Origin of the sequence: Mesorhizobium sp. CA6 (assembly GCF_020165035.1) — a bacterium.
In the GTDB taxonomy this organism is placed as follows: domain Bacteria; phylum Pseudomonadota; class Alphaproteobacteria; order Rhizobiales; family Rhizobiaceae; genus Mesorhizobium.
In genome coordinates, this window is sequence record NZ_JAIUHI010000010.1 from 15,858 (window position 1) to 41,428 (window position 25,571).

Genomic DNA, 25,571 nt, shown 5'->3' on the forward strand with positions numbered 1-25,571 from the left:
CCTTGCGACAAGCAGTTCCCCGCCTGACCAAGCGAAAAACCATGTCTGCCGGGCCGGTCTTCTGGCTCGGGATCGTCCCGCTTCCGGCGCCTTCCCGTCTTCGACAGTGGCGTTTGCCGGCGCGGTCCCCCTTACAGTGTTGGGCACGCCACGGAATTCAACCGTGTTCCCGATTCTCCCGCGTCGCGGGCACCAGGCAGCGACGCGACCTTACAGCGAAGCTTGGGCCGCGCCAACGGCGTTAGCGACACGGCAAGACGCGATTTTCCCCAGCCATTCGGCTGCCAAACATGGTCATTGCGGGCATAGGCCCCTAGATTAGGCGCCATGGCCACCCGTCTCTACACGCATCCGATCTTCCTCGAACACCTCACGCCGCCCGGTCACCCCGAGCGGCCCGACCGCCTGCGCGCCATCGAGCGCGTGCTGGACGACGAGACTTTTGCGGCGCTCGACCGCGTCAAGGCGCCGGAAGGCGACGAGAAAACCATCCTCTATGCGCACCCGGAGGATTTCATCGAGCGCGTGCGCGGGGCGATCCCTGGGAGCGGGATCGTGTCGATCGACGCCGATACCAGCGCCAGCCCGAAAAGCTGGCAGGCCGTGGTGACGGCGATCGGCGGTGCCAACGCGGCGGTGGACGACGTCTTCGAGGGCCGTGCGGCAAACGTCTTCGTCGCCGCGCGTCCGCCTGGACATCATGCCGAAAAGACCACGGCAATGGGCTTCTGCCTGTTCAACACGGCGGCGATCGCCGCCCGATACGCGCAGAAGAAACACCAGGCCGAGCGCGTCGCCATCGTCGACTGGGATGTCCACCACGGCAACGGCACGCAGGACATCTTCTGGGACGACCCGTCGGTTCTCTACTGCTCGACGCACCAGATGCCGCTTTACCCGGGCACCGGCGCGAAGAACGAGACCGGCGCCGGCAACATCGTCAACGCGCCGCTGGCGCCGCAGACCGGCAGCGACCTGTTCCGCGACGCATTCCTGTCGCGCGTGCTGCCGTCCATCGATGCGTTCGCGCCGGACCTGATCATCATTTCCGCCGGTTTCGATGCGCACCACCGCGATCCGCTGGCCGAGATCAACCTGACCGAGGACGATTTCGACTGGGCGACCGGCCAGTTGATGGAGCGCGCCGGACGCCATAGCTCCAACAGGCTCGTCAGCCTGCTGGAAGGCGGCTACGATCTGCAGGGACTGGCATTTTCAGTCGCCGCCCATGTCGGGCGGCTGATGAAGGGATAGGGTATGGCATTGGAAGGCAATGAGGACGTCAAGGCGATGAGCTTCGAACAGGCGCTCGACGCGCTGGAGAAGATCGTCGATGATCTGGAGCGCGGCGACGTTCCGCTCGACCAGTCGATCAAGATCTATGAGCGCGGCGAGGCGCTGAAGGCGCATTGCGACCGGCTGCTGAAGGCGGCCGAGGACAAGGTCGAGAAGATCAGGCTGTCGCGCGACGGCAAGCCGGTGGGAACTGAACCGCTGGACGCCGACTGAGGTGTTGATGTTCAGGTGAGGCCGGCCTGCAAATGGCAACTTCCTGCGCTTCCGGTGCTCACGTACTTCAAGTACGCTCCGCTCCGGTTCTCGGAAACCACCATTTTCGGCTCGGCCTGACCTGAATCTCAACACCTCAGCGGATGATCTCGGACCGGGTAAGGGCAAAGAAAGCAGGTAAGGAGTTCAAGCCATGTGCCGCAACATCAAGACCTTGGCCAATTTCGAGCCGCCGGCGACCAATGACGAAGTGCATGACGCAGCGCTTCAGTTCGTGCGCAAGCTTAGCGGCTCGACCAAGCCGTCCAAGCGCAACGAGCATGCCTTCTACCATGCCGTCGAGGCGATCGCCGCTGTCGCGCGCGAATTGATCGATTCGCTCGAAACCAATCAGGAACCGCGCAACCGCGAGGAAGAAGCTGCCAAGGCGAAGGCCAGGTCGGCGCTGCGTTTCGCCTGAGGATCCGACATGAGCTTCTTTCCGGGAAACGATCCCGAACCCGGCGATGCCTTCGCCTGCGACCAGATCGAGCTGATGGTCGTTCCGAACGCCAAGGACATTGGCGGTTTCGAGGTGCGCCGCGCTCTGCCGACGGCAAAGCGCCGGCTGGTCGGGCCGTTCATCTTCTTCGACCGCATGGGCCCTGCGATCCTGCGCGCCGGCCATGCGCTCGACGTGCGCCCGCATCCGCATATCGGGCTTTCCACCGTCACCTATCTGTTCGACGGCAGGATCAGGCATCGCGATTCGCTCGGCACCGAAATGGTGATCGCGCCAGGCGACGTGAATCTGATGACAGCCGGGCGCGGCATCGTTCATTCCGAGCGCACGCCACAGGAATTGCGCGGCGCGCCGATGTCGGTGTCCGGCCTGCAGACCTGGCTGGCGCTGCCCGACGGCAAGGAGGAGATTGCCCCGGTGTTCGCGAACACGTCGGTGGCCAGCTTGCCGCAGATCGATGCCGAGGGCGTCAGCGGCCGCGTCGTCATCGGCGCGTTCTCAGGCCTGCGCTCGCCTGTGGCGACCGCTTCCGACACGCTCTACGCCGATCTCAGGCTGGCCGCCGGTGCCAGCGTGAGGATTCCGGCCGATGCCGAGGAGCGCGCCATCTACACGCTGGAGGGCAACGTCTCGATCGCCGGCGATGTTTTCCCGGCCGAGCGGCTTCTGGTGTTCAAGCCGGGCGAGGAGATCGTGGTCTCTTCCGAGCGCGGTGCGCATTTCATGCTGTTCGGCGGCGCTTCGCTGGGCTCCAAGCGCTACATCTGGTGGAATTTCGTCTCGTCCTCCAAGGAACGCATCGAGCAGGCCAAGCAGGAATGGAAGACGGGCCGCTTCGATATCGTTCCCGGCGATGAGGAAGAGTTCATTCCGCTGCCGGAAGGTTAGATCCGAGTGCTGCTCGGATATGCCTGAGTTACCAGATTGCATGCTCTGGCAATTGGCGGAGCACGTCGATCCGTCGTCATCCTATGGCGAAGCAAGGAGCGAAGGGACGCGGCGCAGACCATAGGATCCATTCCGTGACTTCCAAGCGTTGCAACGGCGCAGAATTCTGCTCCGCTGCGCTCTTCGGCCAAGGTCACGGCATGGATTCCAGGGTCTCCGCGATGGAGCTTTGCTCCTGCTTCGCCCTGGAATGACGACGTTGGGAAGGCTTCCGCCATTTCCAGACGTTGCGATGGTTCATCGAAACGGCCCCCACGCGTCACTGGCGCGCATTTACATTCGCTCGCCGGCGGACTATTCCCGCGCATGATTATGGCGCAATCTGCTGATAGCGCCGTGTTCGATCGATAAGGCAGGACGCGCCCGAGTGAAGCCAGACACGCCGCTGCTCGACAAGGTCCGCATTCCGGCGGATTTGCGGACGCTTGATGAGAGCGCGCTGCCGCAGCTTGCGGCGGAACTCCGCGCCGAGCTGATCGATGCCGTGTCGCAGACCGGCGGCCATCTTGGCGCAGGCCTCGGCGTCGTCGAGCTGACGGTTGCGCTTCACTACGTCTTCAACACGCCGGCGGACCGGCTGATCTGGGATGTCGGCCACCAGGCCTATCCGCACAAGATCCTGACTGGCCGCCGCGACCGCGTCCGCACGCTGCGCCAGGAAGGCGGCCTCTCTGGTTTCACCCGGCGCGCGGAGAGCGAATACGACCCGTTCGGCGCCGCGCATTCCTCGACCTCGATTTCGGCCGGTCTCGGCATGGCTATGGCGCGCGACCTGTCGGGCGGCCGCAACAATGTCATTTCCGTCATCGGCGACGGCTCGATGTCGGCCGGCATGGCCTTCGAGGCGCTGAACAATGCCGGCGCGCTCGACGCCCGGCTGATTGTCATCCTCAACGACAACGACATGTCGATCGCGCCGCCGACCGGCGCCATGAGCGCCTATTTGGCCAGGCTCGCTTCCGGCAAGGCCTATCTGGGGTTACGCGATTTCGGCAAGAAGCTGACATCCTACCTGGGCAAGCGCGCCGACCGCGCCATCACCCGTGCGGTCGAGCATGCGCGTGGTTACGTCACCGGCGGCACCTTGTTCGAGGAGCTCGGCTTCTATCACATCGGTCCGATCGACGGGCACAATCTCGAACATCTGATTCCGGTGCTGAAGAACGTCCGCGACAATGGCAAGGGCCCGGTGCTGATCCATGTCGTGACCCAGAAGGGCAAGGGCTACGCGCCGGCGGAGGCCGCGGCCGACAAATATCACGGCGTCAACAAATTCGACGTCATCACCGGCGCGCAGGCCAAGGCGCCGGCCAACGCGCCCGCCTACACCAAGGTCTTCGCCGAGAGCCTGATCCAGGAAGCGCGCGAGGACGACCGCATCGTCGCCATCACCGCCGCCATGCCGAGCGGCACCGGCCTCGATCTCTTCGGCGAGGTGTTTCCGCAGCGAACCTTCGATGTCGGCATTGCCGAGCAGCATGCGGTGACCTTCGCCGCGGGGCTCGCCACCGAAGGCTACAAGCCTTTTGCCGCCATCTATTCTACCTTCCTGCAACGCGCCTACGACCAGGTCGTCCATGATGTGGCGATCCAGAAACTGCCGGTACGTTTTCCCATCGACCGCGCCGGTTTCGTCGGTGCCGACGGCGCCACCCACTGCGGCGCTTTCGATACGACCTTCCTGACCACGCTGCCGGGCTTCGTCGTCATGGCCGCCGCCGATGAGGCGGAGCTTCGCCACATGGTGCGCACCGCGGCGGCCTATGATGACGGCCCGATCGCCTTCCGTTATCCGCGCGGCTATGGTGTCGGCGTCGACATGCCGGAGCGCGGCTCGCTGCTCGAGATCGGCAGGGGCCGCATCCTCAAAGAAGGGACCAAGGTCGCGCTGCTTTCCTTCGGCACGCGGCTGCAGGATTGCTTGTTGGCGGCCGAGGAACTAGGCGCTGCCGGTCTTTCCACTACCGTTGCCGACGCCCGCTTCGCCAAGCCGCTGGACGAGGATCTCATGCGGCGGCTCGCCCATTCGCATGAGGTGCTGGTGACCGTGGAAGAGGGCGCCATTGGCGGCTTCGCCAGCCAGGTGCTGCATTTCCTCGCCCATGAAGGCCTGCTGGAAAGCGGCCTCAAGGTGCGGCCGCTGGTGCTGCCGGACGCGTTCACCGACCATGCCAAGCCGGAGAAGATGTATGCCGATGCCGGGCTGGATTCGGCAGGCATCGTGTGCACGGTCTTCGCCGCGCTCGGTCGCGGAGTGCAGGCGCAGCGCGCCTGAATCAGAACGTCAAGACGCTGAATCGTTTTGCCGGGATGCCAGATGTAGGTATCTGTTAACGCTCCCGTTTGGCGGTTCGCTTACCCTGTCTCTTGGCCGATTTTCAACGGCGCCCTGCTAGAAGCTCGGGCCAGGCAGGGAGACAACCAAAAATGAAAACGCTTCTGTGCGGAGTGGCCCTTTTGGCGGCCGTGACGGCGCCGGCGGCAGCCGAAACACGTTACGACCGCAATCTCGAAAAGGCGGTGCTGGATATCGTTGCCGGCAAGATGGGCAATATTCGCGGCGGCTTCTCCTATAAGCAGGGTCCTCAACTCGTCGTGCTGCCGGATGCAGGTCCCGTCGCGCCCACTCCGGTTGAGCCGCCGCGCAAGCAAGCCTCCGGCAATGACGGCCTGATGCCCGCCGTCGAGCGCCAGATTTCGCGCACCATTTTCTAGAACCACATATCGCGCACGCAGCGGCCGTCGCGCGGCAGGTCGTCAAAAGTGTCGAGGCCGTCGAAATGGTCGATCGGCAGGTCGGCGACCTCCTTGGGCGGCGCAAGCCTGACATTGACAGCGATACGCGTGCGGCCGCTTTCGCCGGAGCGCAGGCCACGCCAGGCGACCACGCAGGCGCAGGTCGGACAGAACAGGATTTCCAGCGCGGGCTCCGCCACCTCGGCGCGTGTGTACGATTTCAGCGGTCCGGCGACGCGGATGCGCTCATCGACATAGTCATAGGCCCAGAGCGCGCCGTAGCGGCGGCAAAGCGTGCAATTGCATGCGGTGATTGCGCCGGGATCGCCTTCCAGCGTCCAATGAACTGCGCCGCAATGACAGGTACCCCTCAGCATTGCCACCTCCACCGGCTGACGAACCGCCTGTTCCTGTCGGCATTCTGCAGCCTCTTGCGCCATATTCAACCATTGCGTTCGCGCCCGGCTTTCGCCAATGAAGGCCGATGAGTTCCCCTTTGCCAGCCAGCCGGCGCCAGCGGCTCGACGAATTGCTCGTCGGGCGCGGCCTGTTTGCCAGCCGTTCGCGCGCCCGCGACGCGATCGAGCGCGGCACGGTGACGGTTGACGGCGCCGTCGCCCGCAAGCCCGGCCAACCCGTCGCTTCGGACTGCCTGATCGCCATCGATGATCCGGCGCAGGCCTATGTGTCGCGCGCGGCGCTGAAGCTGATCGCCGGCCTCGACCGTTTCGGCCTCGATCCTTCCGGCAGCGAGGCGCTCGACATCGGCGCCTCGACCGGCGGCTTCACCCAGGTGCTGCTCGAGCGCGGCGCGGCCCATGTCATGGCGATCGATGTCGGTCACGGCCAGATGCATCCAGACATTGCCGGCGACCCGCGTGTGACGGTGATCGAAGGACTGAACGCGCGCGATCTGACGGCAGCCGATCTCGGCGGCCGCGTTCCCGGTTTCCTTGTCTGCGACGTCAGCTTCATCTCGCTGAAGCTGGCGCTGCCGCCGGCGCTGGAACTGGCGGGTGAGGGCGCCAAGGCAGTTCTGCTGGTCAAGCCGCAATTCGAGGCCGGGCGCGAGGCCATCGGCAAGGGCGGCCTGCTCAAGGAACCAGAGGACGCCGAGCGCATTGCTGTCAGCTTGCGCGATTGGCTCGCGGGCATTCCGGGCTGGCGGGTCCTCGGGCTGCACCCGTCGCCAATCGAAGGCGGCGACGGCAACCGCGAGTTCCTGCTCGCCGCCATGAAGGACGGGCGATGAGCACACGCTTCACCATCGCGAGGCTCGGTTCGCAGGGCGACGGTATCGCCAATGCTGAAGGCGGGGAGGTCTTCATCCCGTTCACGCTGCCGGGCGAAACGGTAACGGCCGCGCGCCAGAAGGACCGCGCCGCGCTGATGTCGGTATTGGAAGCCTCGCCGCTCAGGATCGACCCGGCCTGCCGCCATTTCACCGAATGCGGCGGCTGCGCGCTGCAGCATTACGAGGCTGAAGCCTACCAACAATGGAAGCGCGAGAGGGTTGTGCACGCGCTGAAGGCCAAGGGCATTGCTTGCGACATCGCGGCGCTGGTGCCTTGCGCGCCGCATACCCGCCGCCGCGTCACCTTCAGCGCCAGGCGCACGGACGCCGGCTTGCTGCTCGGCTTCGTGCGCGCGCTGTCCTCCGAGATCATCCCGATCGAGGAATGCCCGATCTCGCTGCCCGCGATCGTCTCGGCGCTCGATAAATTGCGCGCCCTGGCCGGGTTGGTCTGCGCCACCCCGAAAGCATTTCATATGACGGTGACCGTCACCGCTTCAGGCCTCGACATAGCTGTGCACGATGCCGGCAAGCTTGGCGACCACCAGCGCCGTATCGCATCGAATTTCGTCATGGCCGAGGGCCTGGCGCGGCTTTCCGTCGACGGCGAGATCGTCGTCGAGCCGAAGAAGCCGGTGGTGCAGTTCGGGCCGGTCGCCGTCGCCGTGCCGCCGGGCGGCTTCCTGCAGGCGACGGAAGCCGCCGAGCAGGCGATGGCGGACCTTGTCAGCCAGCATCTGTCGCGCGCCAGGAAGGTCGCCGACCTGTTCGCCGGCTGCGGCAGCTTCGCGCTCAGGCTCGCGGCGAAGTCAGAAGTTCATGCCGTCGAGGGCGATGCGCCGGCGCTTGCCGCGCTCGACCGCGCCTTCCGCTTCGCTGGCGGCCTGAAGCGGGTGACCAGCGAACGCCGCGACCTCATTCGCCGGCCGCTGACCTTCAAGGAGTTGAACGCCTTCGACGGCCTGGTCTTCGATCCGCCGCGCGCCGGCGCCGAGGACCAGTCGAAGCAGATCGCCCGCTCCGACGTGCCGCTGGTCGCCGCCGTGTCGTGCAATCCGGTGACGCTCGCGCGGGATTTACGGATATTGATCGACGGCGGCTACACGCTGAAGAGCGTCACGCCGATCGACCAGTTCCTGTGGTCGCCGCATGTCGAGGCCGTCGCGCTTTTGGAGAAGCCGAAGCGGCGGCGGTAGCTCGCGGCCGGAGGCTCGTTTGAAAACTGTGAAGCCTCTGTTCTTTCGACGAAATTGCGCCCTAAAGCCGCCTTTTTGCAGGGTCTTAATTCTGCGGTTAGGGAAACATTCCTGCCTCTCCGGCGTTATCGCGTTGGAGGAATGGCGGACAAGGATGGCGGATTGCAATGCGCTCGCTTCGGAAAGTCATCGGCCTTGTCGTCGTTCTCATCGCGTTCGCCGTCGCGTCCACGACGGGTGCGCTCGCCCAACAGCAGAAACGTCTCGCATTCGTCATCGGCAACGCCGCCTATCCGTCGGATGCGCTGGTCACCTCCGCGAATGACGCCGGCCTGATCGCGCAGACCCTGCAGGCAGCAGGATTTGATGTGGTCGGCGCACGCGATGTCGACCAGGAATCGTTGCGTGGCGCGCTGCGCGATTTCCTTGGAAAGGTTTCCGCCGCCGGCCCGGACGCGACCGTTTTCGTATACCTCGCCGGCCGCGGCGTGCAGTTCGAAGGCGAGAACTATTTCTTGCCGGTCGACGCCCAGATCGCCAATCCGGCCGACGTGCCGCTGCAGGCCATGCGGCTCTCCGATATCACCAGGTCTCTGGCGGGGCTGCCGGCGAAGGTCAATATCGTCGTCCTCGATGCGGCCCGGCCGAATGCTCTTCCGAAAATGAGCCAGCCGCTGGCCGGCGGTCTCGCGCTGGTCGACCCCGATCCCAACATGCTGATTGCGTTCAACGCGGCGCCCGGAACGGTTGCGCCGGAAGGCAAGGGCCCCTACGGCGCCTATGCTCAGGCGCTCGCCGAGATGATGCGCGAAGGCGGCTTGTCGCTTGACGATGTTTTCGACCGCACGCGGCTACGCGTCAACGAGGTGACGCAAGGCGCCGAAGTCCCGTGGGACGCTTCGAAGATCAGCGCGCCCTTCGTCTTCTTCGAACGCGCTCCGGACGCGCCGCCGCCGAAGGTTTCGGAGGCCGAAGAACGGGCCAACCGGACCAGGCCGATCCGCGACTTCAATGCGCATGACGCCTATGTCGCGGCACTCGACCGCGATACCATGCGCGGCTACGAGGAATTCCTCGTCGCCTATCCGCACGATCCAATGGCCAAGCGTGTGCGGGCCATCATCGCGGCGCGGCGCGAGGCGATCACCTGGCGCGAAACATGGCTGCGGGATACGCCGGAGGCCTATTGGTCCTACCTCGAGCGCTATCCGCACGGGCTGCATGCCTGGGACGCGCGCCGCCGGCTGGAGCATTTCGACGCCGAGCTCGAGCCACCGACGAGCTTCACCGTCATCGTCTACGACGTGCCGCCGCCGCCGCCGGAGGAAATTATCTATGTCGACAGGCCGGTGCTCTATTTCGACGATCCCGATTTCGACTTCGAGCCGCCGCCGCCGATCGACGTGATATTCTTGCCGCCGCCGCCGCCGGATTTCGTCGTGCTGCCGCCGCCCCCGCCGCCGGTCGATGTTTACATCCTGCCGACGCCGGTCTTCGTCCCCGTGCCGGTCTGGGTCAGGCCGCCGCGTGACATCGTGCCGCCGCCGAACGACATCATCTTCAACAACATTCACAACACGACCGTCATCAACAACAACACGACGATCAACAACGAGCCGGCCAATCAGGCCGGACAGCCGAGCGCCAATGCACCGAGCGGCCTCACCACCGGCCGGAAGATGGCGGTTGGTGCGGGCGCGGCCGCGCTAGCGGCCAAGGTGGCGCTGCCGCCGGTGCTGCAGAAAAGGGCGATGCTGTTCAAGCAAAACCAGGGCGGCCAGCCGCTGAAGCCGGGCCAGGCTGCCACGCAGGGCCAGCAGCCCGGTGCGACGCCGCAATCGCTGAAGCCGGGCCAGGCTGTCACGCAGGGCCAGCAACCGGGTGCGACGCCGCAGGCGAAGACGATGGGCAAGCTCTCGACCGATCATGCCTTGCCGGGAGCTGACGGCAAAGCGCTGCCGCTCGTCAACGGCAAGCCGGTGCTCAACGGCCAGAACGCGCCCAACAGGAAGATGCTGGGCAAGCAAGGCACGGTGAGTGGCAACCAGCAGGCTACCGGGAATGCCGGCGCCCCCGTTACCGGCAACGGCCAGCAGAACGGAGCCGTCAACGATCAGGGCAAGAAGAACAAGTTCCGCAAGCTGCCGACCGCCAACGGCGCGCCGGGCGAGAACGGGCAGAACGTCCAGCAGAGGTTCGGGAAGAACAATCCGAATGCGTTGTCCGGCCAGAACGAAGGCAGGCCGAGGAAGCTGACCCGCAAGGATCTGTCGGAAGGCCAGACAGCTGTCGGCCCGAGCGATCAAGGCTCGGTCAACGGAGGCGATAGAGGTAAGAAGCTCCGCAAGCTGCCGACCGTCAATGGCGCGCCAGGCGAGAACGGGCAGAGCGCTCAGCAGAGGTTCGGGAAGAACAATCCGAATGCGTTGTCCGGCCAGAACGAAGGCAGACCGAGGAAGCTGACGCGCAAGGATCTGTCGGCAGGCCCGACAGTTGTCAGCCCGAGCGATCAAGGCTCGGTCAACGGAGGCGATAGAGGTAAGAAGTTCCGCAAGCTGCCGACCGTCAACGGCGCGCCGGCCGAAAACCGGGCGAGCGTGCAGGAGCGGCTCAGGAGAAACAATCCGAGTGTGTTCTCCGACCAGAATCAGGGTTCGGCCAATGAAAACAGGAAGTTCCGCAGGCTGCCGAACGGCGAAGAAGGTTCCGCCGGCGCAGGCACCAACGTCCAGCGCAACTTCAAGCAGGAAAGGCCGAACGTGCAGGTGCTCAGGCCGCAAAGGCCGGAGTTCCAGGCGCAGCCAAGGCCTCAGATACAAGAGAGACGCCTGCAGCAGTTGAGGCCTGAGCCTCAGATGCAAGAAAGACGCTTGCAGCAGCAGCTACGGCCTCAGCCTCAGATACAGGAACGGCGCCTGCCGCAGCAGCCCAAGGAGCAGCCGCCGCAGGGAAACAAGAAGCCGACCTGCGGGCGTCCTGGCGAGCCGCCCTGCCAGCAGTAGGCCAGCAAGGCTTGCCTGGCCGCGGGCGGCAACACCCGTTCATGGGCCGGATTTTCCGGCCTATGAATTCGCGAGGTAGAGAATGTGACGGATCAGTCCGTCAAAGCAGACAAGACCGCTCTGGTCACGCCGGGAGCGATTGCGTGAAAAGGTGAAAGGTTCGGGCTCGACTTCGTCATAGCCTTCCGTGCGGAATTGCAACCCAGGGAGATGGAGCGGCTCGCCGTTTCCGTGAAACGCTCTGGCCCTTACGAGCTCGGAGACAGCCGTTTCGCCGTGCCGCCGCGCTGGTTGATCGACACCCAGGTGTTCGGGTTTTGCTGCGACTGGCGTTTCAGGAAATAATAGCCGGTGGCGTTCCAGGGGCGGATTTCGTCGACCAGATTGTCCAGCACGAGATCGCCCTTGTCGGTCTTCACCGTCAGAATGGTGTGGCCCTCATTGTGGAGATCGCGCACCACCGTCATCAGCAGCGCCTGCCGGGGGAAGCCTGCTTCCTGGAGCAGCTTGCGCTTGTAGAGCGCGTAGATCTTGCAGTCGCCCTTGCCGTCCGTCGGATAATCCCAGTGGTCCATCGTCGTGCCCCAGTGGTCGTAATTGCTGACGGGCTTGATGGAACGGTTCGCCTTCTGGTTTACCCGCTTGAGAATGCTCATGTTCTGCGCGGTCAGTCTGACGCTTGTGGCGGGCAGGGCAGGCACTTTGCATTCCTTCGGCCGGCGATGACAGAAATCGAGCCAGCCATATGGGACGCTGGTGCTGCCGCCGACTGCGGCGGAGCTCGCAGCCGCTAGCTTGAACAGCGACGACTGCGCCGCTGCAGGGCCGACTTGCAGCGATGATGCGCCAACCAGGGAAACGAGACCAATGAGGAAAGAAGAAGTCAGGACGCCAGGGGAACGCTGCATTGCCGACACCACCGCAACGAGAAGACTGGCGACAAGCTAGTGCGCAAACGCCCGCCCCGCCAATTAAACAATTAATAATGTCCTAACACGATTGTGTTCACTTCAAGGTGGAGGATGCATTCAAGCCGGAATCAACCGCCTGGCGCGCGCGAAATGCTCGGGATGGTCGTTTGTCAGGCGGTGGACGATAGACCTCAAACCCTGGTGCCGCCCACCGTCATCTGGTTCATCCGCAGATGCGGCTGGCCGACGCCGACGGGCACGCCCTGTCCGGCCTTGCCGCACATGCCGATGCCGGTGTCGAGTTTCATGTCGTTGCCGATCATGCTGACGCGGTGCATGGCGTCCGGCCCGTTGCCGATCAGCATTGCGCCCTTGATCGGCTGCGTCACCTTGCCGTTCTCGATCATGTAGGCTTCGGTGCAGCCGAACACGAACTTGCCCGACGTGATGTCGACCTGGCCGCCGCCGAAGGAAACGGCGTAGATGCCGTTCTTGACCGAGGCGATGATCTCTTCGGGCTCCATGTCGCCCGAGGTCATATAGGTGTTGGTCATGCGCGGCATCGGCTGGTGCGCGTAGCCTTCGCGGCGGCCGTTGCCGGTCGCCTTCATGCCCATCAGCCGGGCGTTCTGGCGGTCCTGCATATAGCCGACCAGCATGCCGTCTTCGATCAGCACGTTGCGCGCCGAAGGCGTGCCTTCGTCGTCGACAGTGAGCGAGCCGCGCCGCTCGGGGATGGTGCCGTCATCGACCACCGTGACGCCCTTTGCCGCCACCTGCTGGCCCATCAGGCCGGCGAAAGCCGATGTCTTCTTGCGGTTGAAGTCGCCTTCGAGCCCGTGTCCGACCGCCTCGTGCAGCATCACGCCCGGCCAGCCGCTGGACAGCACGATGTCGAACGTGCCCGCCGGCGCCGGAACCGCTTCCAGATTGACCAGCGCCTGCCTCAGCGCCTCGCCGGCGGCATGCTTCCAGCTTTCCTCGCCGACGAATTCGCCAAAGCTCTTGCGGCCGCCCATACCGTAGGAGCCGCTCTCCTGCCGGTCGCCGTCGCCGACCACCACGGAAACGTTGATCCGCACCAGCGGGCGGATGTCGCGCACAATCTGGCCGTCGCCGCGCACGATCTCGACATGCTGCCACGAGGCGGCAAGCGACGCCGTCACCTGGCGCACGCGTGGATCCTTCGCGCGCAGCCAGCCGTCGATCTCCTGCAACAGCTTGGCCTTGGCCTCGAAGGAAGGCGAGGGGATAGGGTTCTCGTCGCCATAGAGATGGCGGTTGGTGCGGGCGGGCGCTCCGGCCAATGTGCCGGAATAGCCGCCTTTGACAGCCGAGACTGCGTCGGCCGCGCGCAAGAGCGAGGCTTCGGAGAGATCGCTCGAATGCGCATAACCGCTGGCCTCGCCGGCCACGGCACGCAGGCCGAACCCCTGGTCGGTGTTGAAATTGGCCGTCTTCAGCCGGCCATTGTCGAACATCAGCGCTTCGCTCTCGCTGTATTCGAGGAACAGCTCGCCGTCGTCGGCGCCCTTGATGGTCTCGGTGACGATCTCCTTGACGCGATCGTCGGAAATGTCGAATTGGCCGATCAGGCTGTTCATGGCAAATCCATTCGTGGAAACAAATCGTTCCTCGGCATGTAGGCGCGAAGCCGCCGTCGCACAATCGCCAACTGGGTCAAGGCGACGATTGCGCCGCCATCACTTGCCGCTGACGAAGTCCTTGATGTTGCCGGCCATCGCGTTCCAATTGGAAAACTGCTCCTCGAGATTGGCCCTGGTGATGCCGCCGGCAAAGCTGACATCCATCCTGAAATTCGAGCCGTCGCCCGCATAGGCCTTCACCCACCGGTATTTTGCGTTCCATGCGTTGGCTTGGTCAGCGGTAAGCGGGTCGGCGTAGCCGGTCGCGAATTGCAGCGACTTGCAGTTCTCGCGGTCTTCGCAGCTATAGAAATAGATCAGGTATTTAACGCCGTCGATCCGCCCCGAAATCATCGGATCGCCGTTGTCGTCCTTGCCCATCCTGGCGGAACCGAAGCCCTTGGCGATATCGAGGATCGCCGCCGGGTCGGGCCTCTGGAGGATTTCGTCGTCCTCGGCCCGGGCGACCGAAACCGCACCGGCCAGCACCAGCCCAGCGATGAAAGCGGACAATGACGTGCGCATGGAGCCTCCTGCCGCCAAATCCGCATTCGCCATCCGACCTCAGCGTCGGAAATGACCGCGGTGCATGGGCAAGAAGATCAAGGTAGGGCGGCGAAGCCGTCCGCAAAGCCCTTGAGGTCGACGGGAATGCCGATGCCCTCCTCAGGCGTCTGGAACACGATGAAGGTGGCCGACGTGCCGCTCTTCAGCGTGTCGAGCAGCGGTTTTTCAAGGATCACCTCGGCGTAGCAGCCGTCCTGGAAGCAGCGCACGAAATAGGCGCGGCCGATATCCTTGCCGTCGACATTGAGGCCAAGCCCGTTGGGCAGGAGCACGCCGAGCGGCGCCAGCACGCGCAGGATCTCGGCCTTGTTGTCGGCTGTGCGCAGCACCACGACCGAAAGCCCCATTTCAGGGCGGTCCTCGGCGACGACGTTCTGCATCATCACGCATTGCTCTGAGGTAGCACCTGCAGGCGTATCGCAGATGATCGACCACGCGCCATGCGTCGACTTCACCGTGCCGCTCGGCGGCTTGGCGTCGTTAGGCGAGGCGGGGGCGCCGACGGCTACGCCGACACCGAGCAAGGCGACGGCAAGGACGACCTTCGCCAGGGTTCTCGAAAGCCAGGAAGTCATAACGGCTCCATTGCGAATCACGGCACTTTAAGCCGCGCCGGGGCCAAGTAAAGGACGAGACCTCCGCCGGTCCGCCCCGATACCGGCAATTGCATGCTTTTCCAAAGCAAATTCGCCCGAATTGCGACCGTCGCGCATATAGCATGGCGGGCGCCGAACGCAGCCTTCGGCCTGCGCGCAAAAATGCCGCACGGTTTCCTCCGCTCCTTTCTTGCGGAGGGAAATAGAGTATGGTTTGAACCAGCCTCGGGACAGCCCGGGATTCCCAATTCCGGTGTCGTCCGTTATTGGTGCGACCAGATCGCGGGAAGTGGGAGACGAGAGGGCGATGAGGAAATTCCTGGCAAGCGCTGAATTCTTGGCAGGTACGGCAGCTTCGGCCGTGCTCTTCTCCAGTGCGGCGGCTCGTGCCGACCAGCCGCGGGAATGGGAGATGACCTTCCAGGCGCCCGCGACCGACATGATGCGGCAGATCGAGCGTTTCGGGAACTACACCATGTGGTTCATCGTCCCGATCACCATCCTCGTGCTGGTGCTTCTGCTGGTCTGCATCGTCAGGTTCCGCGCAAGCGCCAATCCGGTGCCGTCCAGGACCAGCCACAACACGCTGATCGAGGTGATCTGGACCGTCGGGCCGGTGATCGTGCTCCTGCTCATCGCCATTCCCTCCTTCCAACTGCTCACCGCGCAGTACACGCCGCCGGAGGAAGCCAAGCTCACCGTCAAGGCGACCGGTAACCAGTGGAACTGGGATTACGAGTACCAGGTCGACAAGACCTTCTCCTTCAATTCGGCGGTTCTCCAGGATGCCGACCGCGCCAAGGCCGGCAAGGAAGATCGCGCCCGCTATCCGCGTCTGCTGGCGGTCGACAACGAGCTGGTCGTGCCGGTCAACACCATGACCCGCGTGCTGATCACCGCCACCGACGTCATCCACTCCTTCGCCGTGCCGTCCTTCGGCATCAAGATGGATGCCGTCCCCGGCCGCACCAACGAGACCTGGTTCAAGGCGGAGAAGGAAGGCCTCTACTACGGCCAGTGCTCGCAGCTCTGCGGCAAGGACCATGCCTTCATGCCGATCGCCGTGCGCGTCGTGTCCGATGCGCAGTTCAAGACCTGGCTGGATACGGCCAAGACCGACGTGCCTGCCGCCAACAAGGCGTTGATGGCCGAGATCGATGGTACCAACAAGGTAGCGGCCGCCGGCAACTGATGCCGCGGGTTAGCAAGATTTAGGGAACGGAGCGGAACATGGCAGAGGCTGCAGCTCACGATCACGGCGACCACAGGCCGCATGGCTGGGTCCGGTGGGTCTACTCGACCAACCACAAGGACATCGGCACGCTCTACCTGATCTTTGCGATCATGGCCGGCATCGTCGGCGGCGCGCTCTCGGTCGCCATCCGCATGGAGCTGCAGGAGCCGGGCATCCAGATCTTCAGCGGCCTGGCCCAGATGGTTTACGGCATGCAGGGCGACGCCGCCATCGACGGCGGCAAGAGCATGTACAACGCCTTCGGCGCCGCGCACGGCCTGATCATGATCTTCTTCATGGTCATGCCGGCGCTCATCGGCGGCTTCGCCAACTGGATGGTGCCGATCATGATCGGCGCGCCGGACATGGCCTTCCCGCGCATGAACAACATCTCGTTCTGGCTGCTGCCGCCTGCCTTCATCCTGCTGCTCTCCTCGATGTTCGTGCCGAGCGCGCCGGGCGCCTTCGGCGTCGGCGGCGGCTGGACCATCTATCCGCCGCTCTCGACGTCCGGCCAGCCAGGCCCGGCGATGGACCTGGCGATCCTGTCGATCCACATCGCCGGCGCGTCGTCGATCCTCGGCGCCATCAACTTCATCACCACCATCTTCAACATGCGCGCTCCCGGCATGACGCTGCACAAGATGCCGCTGTTTGCCTGGGCGGTGCTGATCACCGCCTTCCTGCTGCTTCTGTCGCTGCCGGTCCTGGCGGGCGCCATCACCATGCTTCTCACCGACCGCAATTTCGGCACCGCTTTCTTCGTGCCGGACCAGGGCGGTGACCCGATCCTCTTCCAGCACCTGTTCTGGTTCTTCGGCCATCCCGAAGTGTACATCCTGATCCTGCCGGGCTTCGGCATCGTCAGCCATATCGTCTCGACCTTCTCGAAGAAGCCCGTCTTCGGCTATCTCGGCATGGCCTACGCCATGGTCGCGATCGGCGCCGTCGGCTTCATCGTCTGGGCGCACCATATGTACACGACTGGCCTGTCGCTCGACACGCAGCGTTACTTCGTCTTCGCCACCATGGTCATCGCGGTGCCGACCGGCGTGAAGATCTTCTCCTGGATCGCCACGATGTGGGGCGGTTCGATCTCCTTCAAGCCGCCGATGCTGTGGGCGCTGGGCTTCATCTTCCTGTTCACCATCGGTGGCGTCACCGGCGTTCAGCTGGCCAATGCCGGCCTCGACCGCTCGCTGCACGACACCTATTTCGTCATCGCCCACTTCCACTATGTGCTGTCGCTGGGCGCCGTGTTCGCGATCTTCGCCGGCTGGTACTACTGGTTCCCGAAGATGACCGGCTACATGTACTCGCCGGTGATCGCCAACACCCACTTCTGGGTCACCTTCGTCGGCGTGAACCTGATCTTCTTCCCGCAGCACTTCCTCGGCCTCGCCGGCATGCCGCGCCGTACCGTCGACTATCCGGACGCGTTCGCGGGCTGGAACATGGTGTCGTCCTACGGCTCCTACATCGCAGCCGTCGGCGTCGCGATCTTCCTCTACGGCGTGTTCGAGGCTTTCCAGAAGAAGCGCGTCGCCGGCGCCAATCCGTGGGGCGAGGGTGCCACCACGCTCGAATGGCAGCTGCCTTCGCCGCCGCCATTCCACCAATGGGAACAGCTGCCGAAGATCAGGTAGGCAGCGTCCCGACGCATACGAGGCCGCCGGCTTGCCCGGCGGTCTTGGCCAACGGAATGATGGACTTTAAGTACGCATGGCCCTTGCCGAAGACAGATTGATGGAGGAAGCGGGTTTTCGCATGTCGGAAGCGACCGCAGGCGATTTCTTCGCCCTTCTGAAGCCGCGTGTCATGTCGCTGGTCGTCTTCACGGCGTTTGTCGGCATGATCGCGGCGCCCGTCGCCATCAATCCGCTCATGGCGGTGATCGCCATCCTCGCAATCGCCATTGGCGCCGGTGCTTCCGGCGCGCTCAACATGTGGTACGACGCCGACATCGACGCCGTGATGACGAGAACCGCCGGCCGCCCGGTGCCGTCCGGTCGCGTCACCCCAGGCGAGGCGTTGAGCTTTGGCCTTGTGCTGTCGGTGCTGTCGGTGATGACGCTCGGCGTGCTGGTCAACTGGCTGGCGGCATCGCTTCTCGCCTTCACCATCTTCTTCTACGCCGTCATCTACACCATGTGGCTGAAGCGCTGGACGCCGCAGAACATTGTCATCGGCGGCGCCGCCGGCGCCATCCCGCCGGTAATCGGCTGGGCCGCCGTGACCGGCTCGGTCAGCCTCGAAAGCGTGATCCTGTTCCTGATCATCTTCCTGTGGACGCCGCCGCATTTCTGGGCGCTGGCTCTCTTCAAATCCGACGACTACGCCCGCGCCGGCATTCCGATGATGCCGAATGTCGCCGGCCATGCCTCGACCCGTAGGCAGATTTTTGCCTATGCGCTGATCCTGGCGCCGGTCGGGGTGCTGCCCTGGGCGCTCGGCTACACCACGGCCGGCTACGGCGTCGTCTCGGCGGCCCTCGGCGCGGGCTTCGTCTGGTATGCCTGGAAAGTGCTTGCCATGGCCGACGACGATCGCGCGATGAAGCCGGCCAAGGCCCTGTTCGGCTACTCGCTGCTCTATCTCTTCGCTATCTTTGCCGCCTATCTCGTCGATTGCGTGGTCGGGCGCGCCCTCATGATGGGGGGAGCATGATCGTGGCTGACAAGAAACTCGAACTGGTCACGCTGACCGAACGCCAGCAGAAGGCCCGCCGCAACCGCTCCATCGCCATCGGTCTTGCGTTGGCAGCGCTGGTCGTCGTCTTCTATGCCGCCACCATCGTGCGCTTCGGTCACAGCGGAGCCAGCATCACCGGCTCTGGCCTGCTGGGAGGCGGCTGATGGGCGGCGAGGCCAGCAGCAAGCCCCGCAAGGTGAACAACGGCATCGTCGCCGCCGTCTGCCTCGCCTTCTTCACCGGCATGGTCGGCATGGCCTATGCGGCGGTGCCGCTCTACAAGATGTTCTGCCAGGTCACCGGCTATGGCGGGACCACGCAGCGCGCCGAGAAGCAATATGCCGGCCGCGTGCTCGACCGTGATATCACCATCCGCTTCGATGCCAACACCAACGGCATTCCATGGCAGTTCGAGCCTGTCGCCCGCTCGGTGACGATCAAGATCGGCGCGACGGCGCAGGCGCATTACAGCGCCACCAACAAGTTCGACCGCACCATTACCGGCCGCGCCTCGTTCAACGTGCAGCCGGAAATGGCCGGTGCCTATTTCAACAAGGTGGAGTGCTTCTGCTTCACCGACACGACGCTGAAACCCGGCGAGACGCTGGACATGCCGGTCGTGTTCTATGTCGATCCAGACATCGTCAACGTGCCGGAACTCAAGGACTTGAAGACCATCACCCTGTCCTACACGATGTTCCCGGTCGAAAACAAACAGCCGGTCGCCTCCTCGGCGCCGGCCGCTGGCAGCAGCAACAAAGTTCCAGATTCCGACGCAAGCCTCGGGGGTTGATATGGCAGACGCGCACGCAAAACCACAACACGACTACCATCTCGTCAACCCCAGCCCCTGGCCTTTCCTGGGTTCCGTCGGCGCGCTGGTCACCGCCATCGGCGGTGTTTGCCTGATGCAGTATCTGAAGGGCGGCAACTTCCCGGTCTTCGGCCACAACATCGCCAATCCGTGGCTATTCTTCATCGGCATGATCATCGTGCTCTACACGATGTTCGCCTGGTGGTCGGATACCATCAAGGAAGCGCATGAGGGCCACCACACGCGCGTCGTTTCGCTGCACCTGCGCTATGGCATGATCATGTTCATCGCCTCGGAGGTGATGTTCTTCGTCGCCTGGTTCTGGGCCTTCTTCGACGCAAGTCTCTTCCCCGGCGAGGCAAACCAGTATGCCCGCACCGCCTTCACCGGCGGTGTGTGGCCGCCGAAGGGGCTTGAAGTCCTCGATCCCTTCCACTTGCCGCTCTACAACACCATCATCCTGCTTCTGTCGGGCACGACGGTGACCTGGGCGCACCACGCGCTTCTGCATGGCGACCGCAAGGGCCTGATCAACGGCCTGGTGCTGACCGTCGGCCTCGGCATGCTGTTCACCATGGTGCAGGCCTACGAGTATATGCACGCTCCGTTCGGCTTCAGGGATTCGATCTACGGCGCCACCTTCTTCATGGCCACCGGCTTCCACGGCTTCCACGTCATCATCGGCACCATCTTCCTGCTGGTCTGCCTGATCCGCGCGTGGCGCGGCGACTTCACCCCGAAGCAGCATTTCGGCTTCGAGGCGGCCGCCTGGTATTGGCACTTCGTCGACGTGGTCTGGCTGTTCCTGTTCAGCGCCATCTATGTCTGGGCCTCGAACGGCGCACTGATCGAAGGCCATTAAACCGACGGGTTTCGAAATCCCAAAGGGCGGCTGCGGCGACGTGGCCGCCTTATTCTTTGGGGCAAAAAGGTCTACGGTGAGAACATGAGTGAAGACAAGGCGATCTGGCCACTGATCGATCCGATTTCTGCCGGCCTGCATGGCCGCTGTCCGCGCTGCGGTGAAGGCACGCTGTTCTCGGGTTTCCTCACCGTCGGCAAGCGCTGCTATAATTGCGGGCTCGACTATTCCTTCGCCGATGCGGGCGATGGGCCGGCCGTGTTCGTCATCCTGATCATCGGCTTTGTCGTCGTCGGCCTCGCATTGTGGATGGAGGTGACGTTCAGTCCGCCGCTCTGGCTGCACTTCATTTTGTGGATACCGCTGGCGCTGGTGCTCTGCCTGACGGCGCTGCGCCTCATCAAGGGCGTGCTGATCACCTTGCAATATTCCAAGAAGGCCGCTGAAGGCAGGCTGGAATCCCAAGAATGAATGAGACTACAGGCTCGGTTGCCGACCGTTCGCGGCCGCGCTTAGCGTTGCTCATCGGTCTCGGCCTCATCCTGTTCGCCGTCCTGATCGGGCTCGGCACCTGGCAGGTCCAGCGCTTGCACTGGAAGGAGGACCTGCTCGCGACCATCGATAAGCGCACGCATTCCGCGCCGTTGCCGCTGACCGACGTCGAGAAGCAATTCGCCGCTTCCCACGATGTCGACTACACGCCCGTGACGGTGACAGGCACTTTCCTGCACCAGGGCGAGCGGCACTTCTTTTCCACCTGGCAAGGCGACAGCGGCTTCAACGTCTACACGCCCCTGCAGCTCGAGGACGGCCGCTTCGTGCTCGTCAACCGCGGCTTCGTTCCCTATGACCTCAAGGATCCCTCCAAGCGCCGGCAGGGCGAAGTCGCCGGCAAGGTGACGGTGACCGGACTCGCCCGCAATCCGCTGCCTGCAAAGCCGTCGATGATGCTTCCCGACAATGACGTCGCCAAGAACATCTTCTATTGGAAGGACCGCGACGTCATGGCGGCGACCGCCGGTCTGCCTGCCGGGTTCGTGCTGGTGCCGTTCTTCGTCGATGCCGACAAGATGCCGAATCCTGGCGGCCTGCCGGTCGGTGGCGTCACCATCATCGACCTGCCGAACAACCATTTGCAATATGCCGTCACGTGGTACGGGCTGGCCGCCGCCCTTGCAGCCGTGCTGATCCTGAGGTTGCGCCGCCCGGCGAAGGAGCAGTGAGCGTGCTCGCTCTTGACAGGGCAGGGGTGCGCACCTCATTTCGCCTAATCAAACAGATAGAGCATGATGTCGTCCGAAAACCGCTTCACACTTTTCGGCATCATGTTCTTGGTTCCGACTGAATCGGCCTTGCATTCATGACCCAGAAAAAGCCACCGCTGACGATCAGGCTCTGCCAGCCGCGCGGCTTCTGCGCCGGTGTCGACCGCGCCATCCAGATCGTCGTGCTGGCGCTGAAGAAATACGGTGCGCCGGTCTATGTCCGCCACGAGATCGTCCACAACCGCTACGTCGTCGAAGGGCTGCAGAGCCTGGGCGCCGTCTTCATCGAGGAATTGTCCGAGATTCCGCCGGAGCATCGTCAGTCGCCCGTCGTCTTTTCCGCGCATGGAGTGCCGAAATCGGTGCCGGCGGACGCCCAGGCGCGCAATCTCTTCTATCTCGACGCCACGTGCCCGCTCGTCTCCAAGGTGCACAAGCAGGCGATGCGCCACCAGCGCCTCGGTCGCCACGTTCTCCTGATCGGCCATGCCGGCCACCCGGAGGTGATCGGCACGATGGGCCAATTGCCGGAAGGCGCGGTGACGTTGATCGAGACGGAGGCTGACGCCGCGCGTTTCGTGCCTGTCGACGCTTCGGCGCTGGGCTTCGTCACCCAGACGACCTTGTCGGTCGAGGACACGGCGGGCATCATTCGCGCGCTCCAGGAGCGGTTTCCGGAACTGCATGCGGCCGCGGCCGAATCGATCTGCTACGCCACCACAAACCGCCAGGAAGCGGTGAAGGAGACAGCGGCCGGCGCCGATCTTTTCCTTATCGTCGGCGCTCCCAATTCGTCCAATTCGCGTCGCCTTGTCGAAGTGGCGGAGCGCGCCGGCGCGACAATGTCGCTTCTCGTGCAGCGCGCCGCTGAAATTCCGTGGGATGAGATCGCCGGGATCAGGACGCTCGGCCTGTCGGCTGGCGCCTCGGCGCCGGAAATCATCGTCGACGAGATCATTGACGCGTTCCGGCAACGCTTCGACGTCACCATCGATCTGGCCGTCACGGCTACGGAAACGGAGGATTTTCCGGTGATGCGGGTTTTGCGCGATGTCGAACTGACGGCGGCCGACATGGCCTTCGTCAATGGAGCGGCGTGAAACCGGATGGCCGTCTACACCGACGTCAGCGAAGGCGAGCTGACCGCATTCCTCAAGGCCTATCCGGTGGGTGAGCTGCTCTCCTACAAGGGCATCGCCGAAGGCACCGAGAATTCCAATTTCCTGGTCCACGCCTCGACCGGCTCCTATATCCTGACGCTCTACGAGAAGCGGGTCGACAAGGCCGACCTGCCGTTCTTTCTCGGCCTGATGGGCCATCTTGCCAGGAAAGGCATTTCCTGCCCGCTGCCGGTCACCGCGCATGACGGCACCGTCATCGGCACGCTGGCCGGCCGGCCCGCCGTCATCATCACCTTCCTCGAAGGCCTGTCGCTCAGGCGGCCGACGGCGGCGCATTGCGGCGAAGTCGGCAAGGCGCTCGCCGGCCTGCATCTTGCCGGCCAGGATTTTCAGATGCGAAGGCCGAACGCGCTGGCGATCGAGGGCTGGCGCAAGCTCTGGGCTGCCTCGCGCGAGCGCGCCGACGAGGTCGAGCCCGGCTTGGCGGCCGAGGTCGATGCCGATTTCGCCGATTTCGAGCGCAATTGGCCCACCGGCCTCCCTAAGGGCATCATCCATGCCGATCTATTCCCGGACAACGTCTTCTTCCTCGGCGAGAAGCTTTCGGGACTGATCGACTTCTATTTCGCCTGCGACGACCTCTACGCCTATGATGTCGCCACCTGCCTCAACGCCTGGTGCTTCGAGAAGGATTTTTCCTTCAACCTGACCAAGGGGACGGCGCTGCTGGCCGGCTACCAGTCGGTGCGGCCGCTTCAGGGCGACGAGAAGGCGGCGCTGCCGATGCTGGCGCGCGGCTCGGCGCTGCGCTTCATGCTAACCCGCCTCTATGACTGGCTGACTATTCCGGATGGCGGGCTGGTGATGAAGCGCGATCCGACCGAATATATCCGGCGCATGCGCTTCCACCGCGCCATCAAGTCGCCATCCGAATACGGGCTGACATGAACAAGCAGATCGAGATCTTCACCGACGGCGCCTGCTCGGGCAATCCCGGGCCGGGCGGCTGGGGCGCAGTGCTTCGCTACAACGGCGTCACCAAGGAGCTGTCCGGCGGCGAGGCCGAGACCACCAACAACCGCATGGAGCTGCTGGCCGCCATCACCGCGCTCAACGCGCTGAAGGAGCCTTGCGCGGTCGACCTCTACACCGACAGCAAATACGTCATGGACGGCATCTCCAAATGGATCCACGGCTGGAAGAAGAACGGCTGGAAGACCGGCGACAGGAAGCCGGTCAAGAATGGCGAGCTCTGGCAGGCGCTCGATGAGGCCAACCGGCGTCACAAGGTCGTCTGGCACTGGGTTAAGGGCCATGCCGGCCACCCGGAGAACGAGCGCGCTGACGAACTGGCCCGGCAGGGCATGGCACCGTTCAAGAAGGGCCCGGTGAAGCCTGTTTTGGCGGCGCAGCCCGCAGCGCAGCCGAAGCGGCCGGCGGCTGCGAAGGCGCGACGCTCGACCCAGAGCTACTGATCGGCCATCGAGTCCGCATCTGATCGGAGAAAGTTTGCCTTGCCGATCGCCTATTACATTACCCATCCGCAGGTTCGGATCGACGCCAACATTCCGGTGCCGGAATGGGGGCTGTCTGACATCGGCCGGGCAAGGGCGGTTGCGATGCTCGATCAGCCCTGGATCGGCTCGATTGGGCGCATCGTGTCGTCCGCTGAACGCAAGGCGGTCGAAACTGCGGAAATCCTGGCGAAGCACCTCCATCTTGAGGTCGAGGTGCGGGAGCGGATGCACGAGAACGACCGGTCGGCGACGGGCTTCCTGCCGCCGCCGGAGTTCGAAGCGGTTGCCGACGAGTTCTTCGCCAGGCCGCATGACAGCATCCGCGGATGGGAAAGGGCGATAGACGCGCAGCAGCGCATCATGGGCGAAGTCGACGCCGTGCTTGGTACCGGCCTCACCGGCAACGTGGCTTTCATTGGCCACGGAGGCGTGGGAACACTTCTGCTGCTTTCGCTCGATGGCCGCGAGATCAGCCGTATCGCGGATCAGCCGGCGGGCGGCGGCAATTACTTCGCCTATGACATTGAGGCTCGCCGCATCCTGCACGGCTGGCGCCCCATCGACGAACTGGCGCCGCATAGCGGCATTTGATCGTCAGCGGATCAGCAGCGCCGTCGAGAACATGCCGAGCGCGAACACCGTGTGCGCCAGGAGGTTGAGCGCGCGCACCTTCATCGGATTGGGAAGCTTGGACGCCGCCCAGCCGGCGCCCATGCCCGGCGCAAGCAGGAACCAGCCGGCCCCAACCGTGACGATGCCGAGGATGAAGGCCGGCAGGAATGTCGGCGCCGCCAGCCAGCCCGCGCCGGCGAGCACGACAAGGATCACGCCGTAGAGAATGCCAACGAGGTAGTGGAATGCCCAGCCGAGCGCCTTTTCATGCGCATAAGGTGCCGCCTTGCCGATATCGTCGTGAAAAACCCTCTTCGGCAGATGCCGCACCCAGCGTCCGACCATGCCCCAGTTGGGCAATGGCAGGCCGAACGCCTTGTTGAGGACGATCGCCCAGACATCCATGAATACTGTGGCGCCGACGCCGATCGCCACTGCGCGCCAGACGGTGTCAAACATCAGAGCATGATCCCGAACCGAAGGTCAGCGAACGCAAAAAGTGGAACTGGTTTTCGGACAAGATCATGGGTCAACGAAACCTGACCTGA

At 64.0% G+C, this 25,571-nt stretch carries 27 protein-coding genes and 1 riboswitch; of the genes, 21 read left to right on the forward strand and 6 right to left on the reverse strand.

What is annotated here, in order from left to right; all coding sequences use genetic code 11:
* Nucleotides 1-33 precede the first annotated feature (33 nt).
* Nucleotides 34-212: riboswitch (cobalamin riboswitch) on the reverse strand.
* A 115-nt stretch (nucleotides 213-327) separates the two neighbouring features.
* The 6 genes from LB526_RS16465 to LB526_RS16490 all read left to right on the forward strand — a co-directional run bounded on the left by LB526_RS16465 (nucleotide 328) and on the right by LB526_RS16490 (nucleotide 5,674).
* Entirely contained in the window at nucleotides 328-1,254 is a 927-nt protein-coding gene (locus LB526_RS16465) for a histone deacetylase family protein (protein ID WP_224628523.1), read from the forward strand.
* A gap of 3 nt (nucleotides 1,255-1,257) precedes the next feature.
* Nucleotides 1,258-1,509 carry an exodeoxyribonuclease VII small subunit gene (locus LB526_RS16470; protein ID WP_095766752.1) on the forward strand — a complete coding sequence of 84 codons (252 nt, stop codon included), beginning with the start codon at nucleotides 1,258-1,260 and terminating at the stop codon, nucleotides 1,507-1,509.
* 193 nt (nucleotides 1,510-1,702) lie between these two features.
* A complete protein-coding gene (locus LB526_RS16475; protein ID WP_095766753.1) occupies nucleotides 1,703-1,969 on the forward strand; it encodes a DUF2277 domain-containing protein in 267 nt (88 codons plus the stop codon).
* Between the two features lie 9 nt (nucleotides 1,970-1,978).
* A complete protein-coding gene (locus tag LB526_RS16480; protein ID WP_224628524.1) occupies nucleotides 1,979-2,899 on the forward strand; it encodes a pirin family protein in 921 nt (306 codons plus the stop codon).
* A gap of 427 nt (nucleotides 2,900-3,326) precedes the next feature.
* Nucleotides 3,327-5,234: a 1-deoxy-D-xylulose-5-phosphate synthase gene (gene dxs, locus LB526_RS16485; RefSeq protein ID WP_224628525.1), complete on the forward strand. Its 1,908-nt coding sequence runs from the start codon at nucleotides 3,327-3,329 to the stop codon at nucleotides 5,232-5,234.
* Nucleotides 5,235-5,386: 152 nt separating this feature from the next.
* Nucleotides 5,387-5,674 (forward strand): hypothetical protein, encoded by a 288-nt coding sequence (locus LB526_RS16490; protein WP_224628526.1) that lies wholly within the window; start codon nucleotides 5,387-5,389, stop codon nucleotides 5,672-5,674.
* On the opposite strand, the gene LB526_RS16495 is transcribed toward LB526_RS16490, so the two are convergent.
* Nucleotides 5,671-6,072, reverse strand: coding sequence for a GFA family protein (locus LB526_RS16495; protein WP_224628528.1), 402 nt, complete (start codon nucleotides 6,070-6,072; stop codon nucleotides 5,671-5,673). The genes LB526_RS16490 and LB526_RS16495 overlap by 4 nt on opposite strands.
* A gap of 107 nt (nucleotides 6,073-6,179) precedes the next feature.
* Here LB526_RS16495 and LB526_RS16500 point away from each other — a divergent pair, with 107 nt between their 5' ends.
* The 3 genes from LB526_RS16500 to LB526_RS16510 all read left to right on the forward strand — a co-directional run bounded on the left by LB526_RS16500 (nucleotide 6,180) and on the right by LB526_RS16510 (nucleotide 11,187).
* Nucleotides 6,180-6,947: a TlyA family RNA methyltransferase gene (locus tag LB526_RS16500; protein ID WP_224628530.1), complete on the forward strand. Its 768-nt coding sequence runs from the start codon at nucleotides 6,180-6,182 to the stop codon at nucleotides 6,945-6,947.
* Nucleotides 6,944-8,185 carry a class I SAM-dependent RNA methyltransferase gene (locus LB526_RS16505; protein WP_224628531.1) on the forward strand — a complete coding sequence of 414 codons (1,242 nt, stop codon included), beginning with the start codon at nucleotides 6,944-6,946 and terminating at the stop codon, nucleotides 8,183-8,185. Before LB526_RS16500 ends, LB526_RS16505 begins: the two co-directional genes overlap by 4 nt.
* A 167-nt stretch (nucleotides 8,186-8,352) precedes the next feature.
* Entirely contained in the window at nucleotides 8,353-11,187 is a 2,835-nt protein-coding gene (locus LB526_RS16510) for a caspase domain-containing protein (protein ID WP_224628532.1), read from the forward strand.
* Between the two features lie 248 nt (nucleotides 11,188-11,435).
* Here LB526_RS16510 and LB526_RS16515 read toward each other — a convergent pair whose 3' ends face one another.
* From LB526_RS16515 to LB526_RS16530, 4 genes are all read right to left on the reverse strand, one after another.
* Nucleotides 11,436-12,095, reverse strand: a complete 660-nt coding sequence (locus LB526_RS16515; RefSeq protein WP_224628533.1) for a transglutaminase-like cysteine peptidase — start codon at nucleotides 12,093-12,095, stop codon at nucleotides 11,436-11,438.
* Between the two features lie 194 nt (nucleotides 12,096-12,289).
* A complete protein-coding gene (gene tldD, locus LB526_RS16520) occupies nucleotides 12,290-13,702 on the reverse strand; it encodes a metalloprotease TldD (protein ID WP_224628537.1) in 1,413 nt (470 codons plus the stop codon).
* A gap of 99 nt (nucleotides 13,703-13,801) precedes the next feature.
* On the reverse strand, nucleotides 13,802-14,269 hold the full coding sequence (locus LB526_RS16525) for a YbjN domain-containing protein (protein WP_224628539.1): 468 nt from the start codon (nucleotides 14,267-14,269) through the stop codon (nucleotides 13,802-13,804).
* Between the two features lie 77 nt (nucleotides 14,270-14,346).
* Complete coding sequence (locus tag LB526_RS16530) at nucleotides 14,347-14,886, reverse strand: invasion associated locus B family protein (protein WP_095766761.1); 540 nt, start codon at nucleotides 14,884-14,886, stop codon at nucleotides 14,347-14,349.
* 211 nt (nucleotides 14,887-15,097) lie between these two features.
* Between LB526_RS16530 and coxB the strand changes: the two genes are divergently transcribed.
* From coxB to LB526_RS16590, 12 genes are all read left to right on the forward strand, one after another.
* Nucleotides 15,098-16,099 (forward strand): cytochrome c oxidase subunit II, encoded by a 1,002-nt coding sequence (gene coxB, locus LB526_RS16535; RefSeq protein WP_411962584.1) that lies wholly within the window; start codon nucleotides 15,098-15,100, stop codon nucleotides 16,097-16,099.
* 38 nt (nucleotides 16,100-16,137) lie between these two features.
* On the forward strand, nucleotides 16,138-17,787 hold the full coding sequence (ctaD, locus tag LB526_RS16540; protein ID WP_224628541.1) for a cytochrome c oxidase subunit I: 1,650 nt from the start codon (nucleotides 16,138-16,140) through the stop codon (nucleotides 17,785-17,787).
* A gap of 76 nt (nucleotides 17,788-17,863) precedes the next feature.
* Complete coding sequence (locus LB526_RS16545; protein WP_224628543.1) at nucleotides 17,864-18,808, forward strand: heme o synthase; 945 nt, start codon at nucleotides 17,864-17,866, stop codon at nucleotides 18,806-18,808.
* Complete coding sequence (locus tag LB526_RS16550) at nucleotides 18,805-18,996, forward strand: hypothetical protein (RefSeq protein ID WP_140541531.1); 192 nt, start codon at nucleotides 18,805-18,807, stop codon at nucleotides 18,994-18,996. Before LB526_RS16545 ends, LB526_RS16550 begins: the two co-directional genes overlap by 4 nt.
* Nucleotides 18,996-19,625 carry a cytochrome c oxidase assembly protein gene (locus LB526_RS16555; RefSeq protein ID WP_095766766.1) on the forward strand — a complete coding sequence of 210 codons (630 nt, stop codon included), beginning with the start codon at nucleotides 18,996-18,998 and terminating at the stop codon, nucleotides 19,623-19,625. Before LB526_RS16550 ends, LB526_RS16555 begins: the two co-directional genes overlap by 1 nt.
* Before the next feature lies 1 nt (nucleotide 19,626).
* Complete coding sequence (locus tag LB526_RS16560) at nucleotides 19,627-20,508, forward strand: cytochrome c oxidase subunit 3 (RefSeq protein ID WP_140847288.1); 882 nt, start codon at nucleotides 19,627-19,629, stop codon at nucleotides 20,506-20,508.
* An 84-nt stretch (nucleotides 20,509-20,592) separates the two neighbouring features.
* Nucleotides 20,593-20,979, forward strand: coding sequence for a DUF983 domain-containing protein (locus LB526_RS16565; RefSeq protein WP_224628546.1), 387 nt, complete (start codon nucleotides 20,593-20,595; stop codon nucleotides 20,977-20,979).
* A complete protein-coding gene (locus LB526_RS16570) occupies nucleotides 20,976-21,731 on the forward strand; it encodes an SURF1 family protein (RefSeq protein WP_224628548.1) in 756 nt (251 codons plus the stop codon). Before LB526_RS16565 ends, LB526_RS16570 begins: the two co-directional genes overlap by 4 nt.
* Before the next feature lie 137 nt (nucleotides 21,732-21,868).
* On the forward strand, nucleotides 21,869-22,873 hold the full coding sequence (gene ispH, locus LB526_RS16575; RefSeq protein WP_140541535.1) for a 4-hydroxy-3-methylbut-2-enyl diphosphate reductase: 1,005 nt from the start codon (nucleotides 21,869-21,871) through the stop codon (nucleotides 22,871-22,873).
* Between the two features lie 6 nt (nucleotides 22,874-22,879).
* Entirely contained in the window at nucleotides 22,880-23,842 is a 963-nt protein-coding gene (locus tag LB526_RS16580; RefSeq protein ID WP_224628550.1) for a homoserine kinase, read from the forward strand.
* Nucleotides 23,839-24,369: a ribonuclease HI gene (gene rnhA, locus LB526_RS16585; RefSeq protein ID WP_140847296.1), complete on the forward strand. Its 531-nt coding sequence runs from the start codon at nucleotides 23,839-23,841 to the stop codon at nucleotides 24,367-24,369. The genes LB526_RS16580 and rnhA overlap by 4 nt, the downstream gene beginning before the upstream one ends.
* Before the next feature lie 39 nt (nucleotides 24,370-24,408).
* Nucleotides 24,409-25,002 (forward strand): histidine phosphatase family protein, encoded by a 594-nt coding sequence (locus tag LB526_RS16590; RefSeq protein WP_224607592.1) that lies wholly within the window; start codon nucleotides 24,409-24,411, stop codon nucleotides 25,000-25,002.
* 3 nt (nucleotides 25,003-25,005) lie between these two features.
* Here LB526_RS16590 and LB526_RS16595 read toward each other — a convergent pair whose 3' ends face one another.
* Nucleotides 25,006-25,482, reverse strand: coding sequence for a DUF2938 domain-containing protein (locus tag LB526_RS16595; protein ID WP_224628551.1), 477 nt, complete (start codon nucleotides 25,480-25,482; stop codon nucleotides 25,006-25,008).
* Between the last annotated feature and the right edge of the window lie 89 nt (nucleotides 25,483-25,571).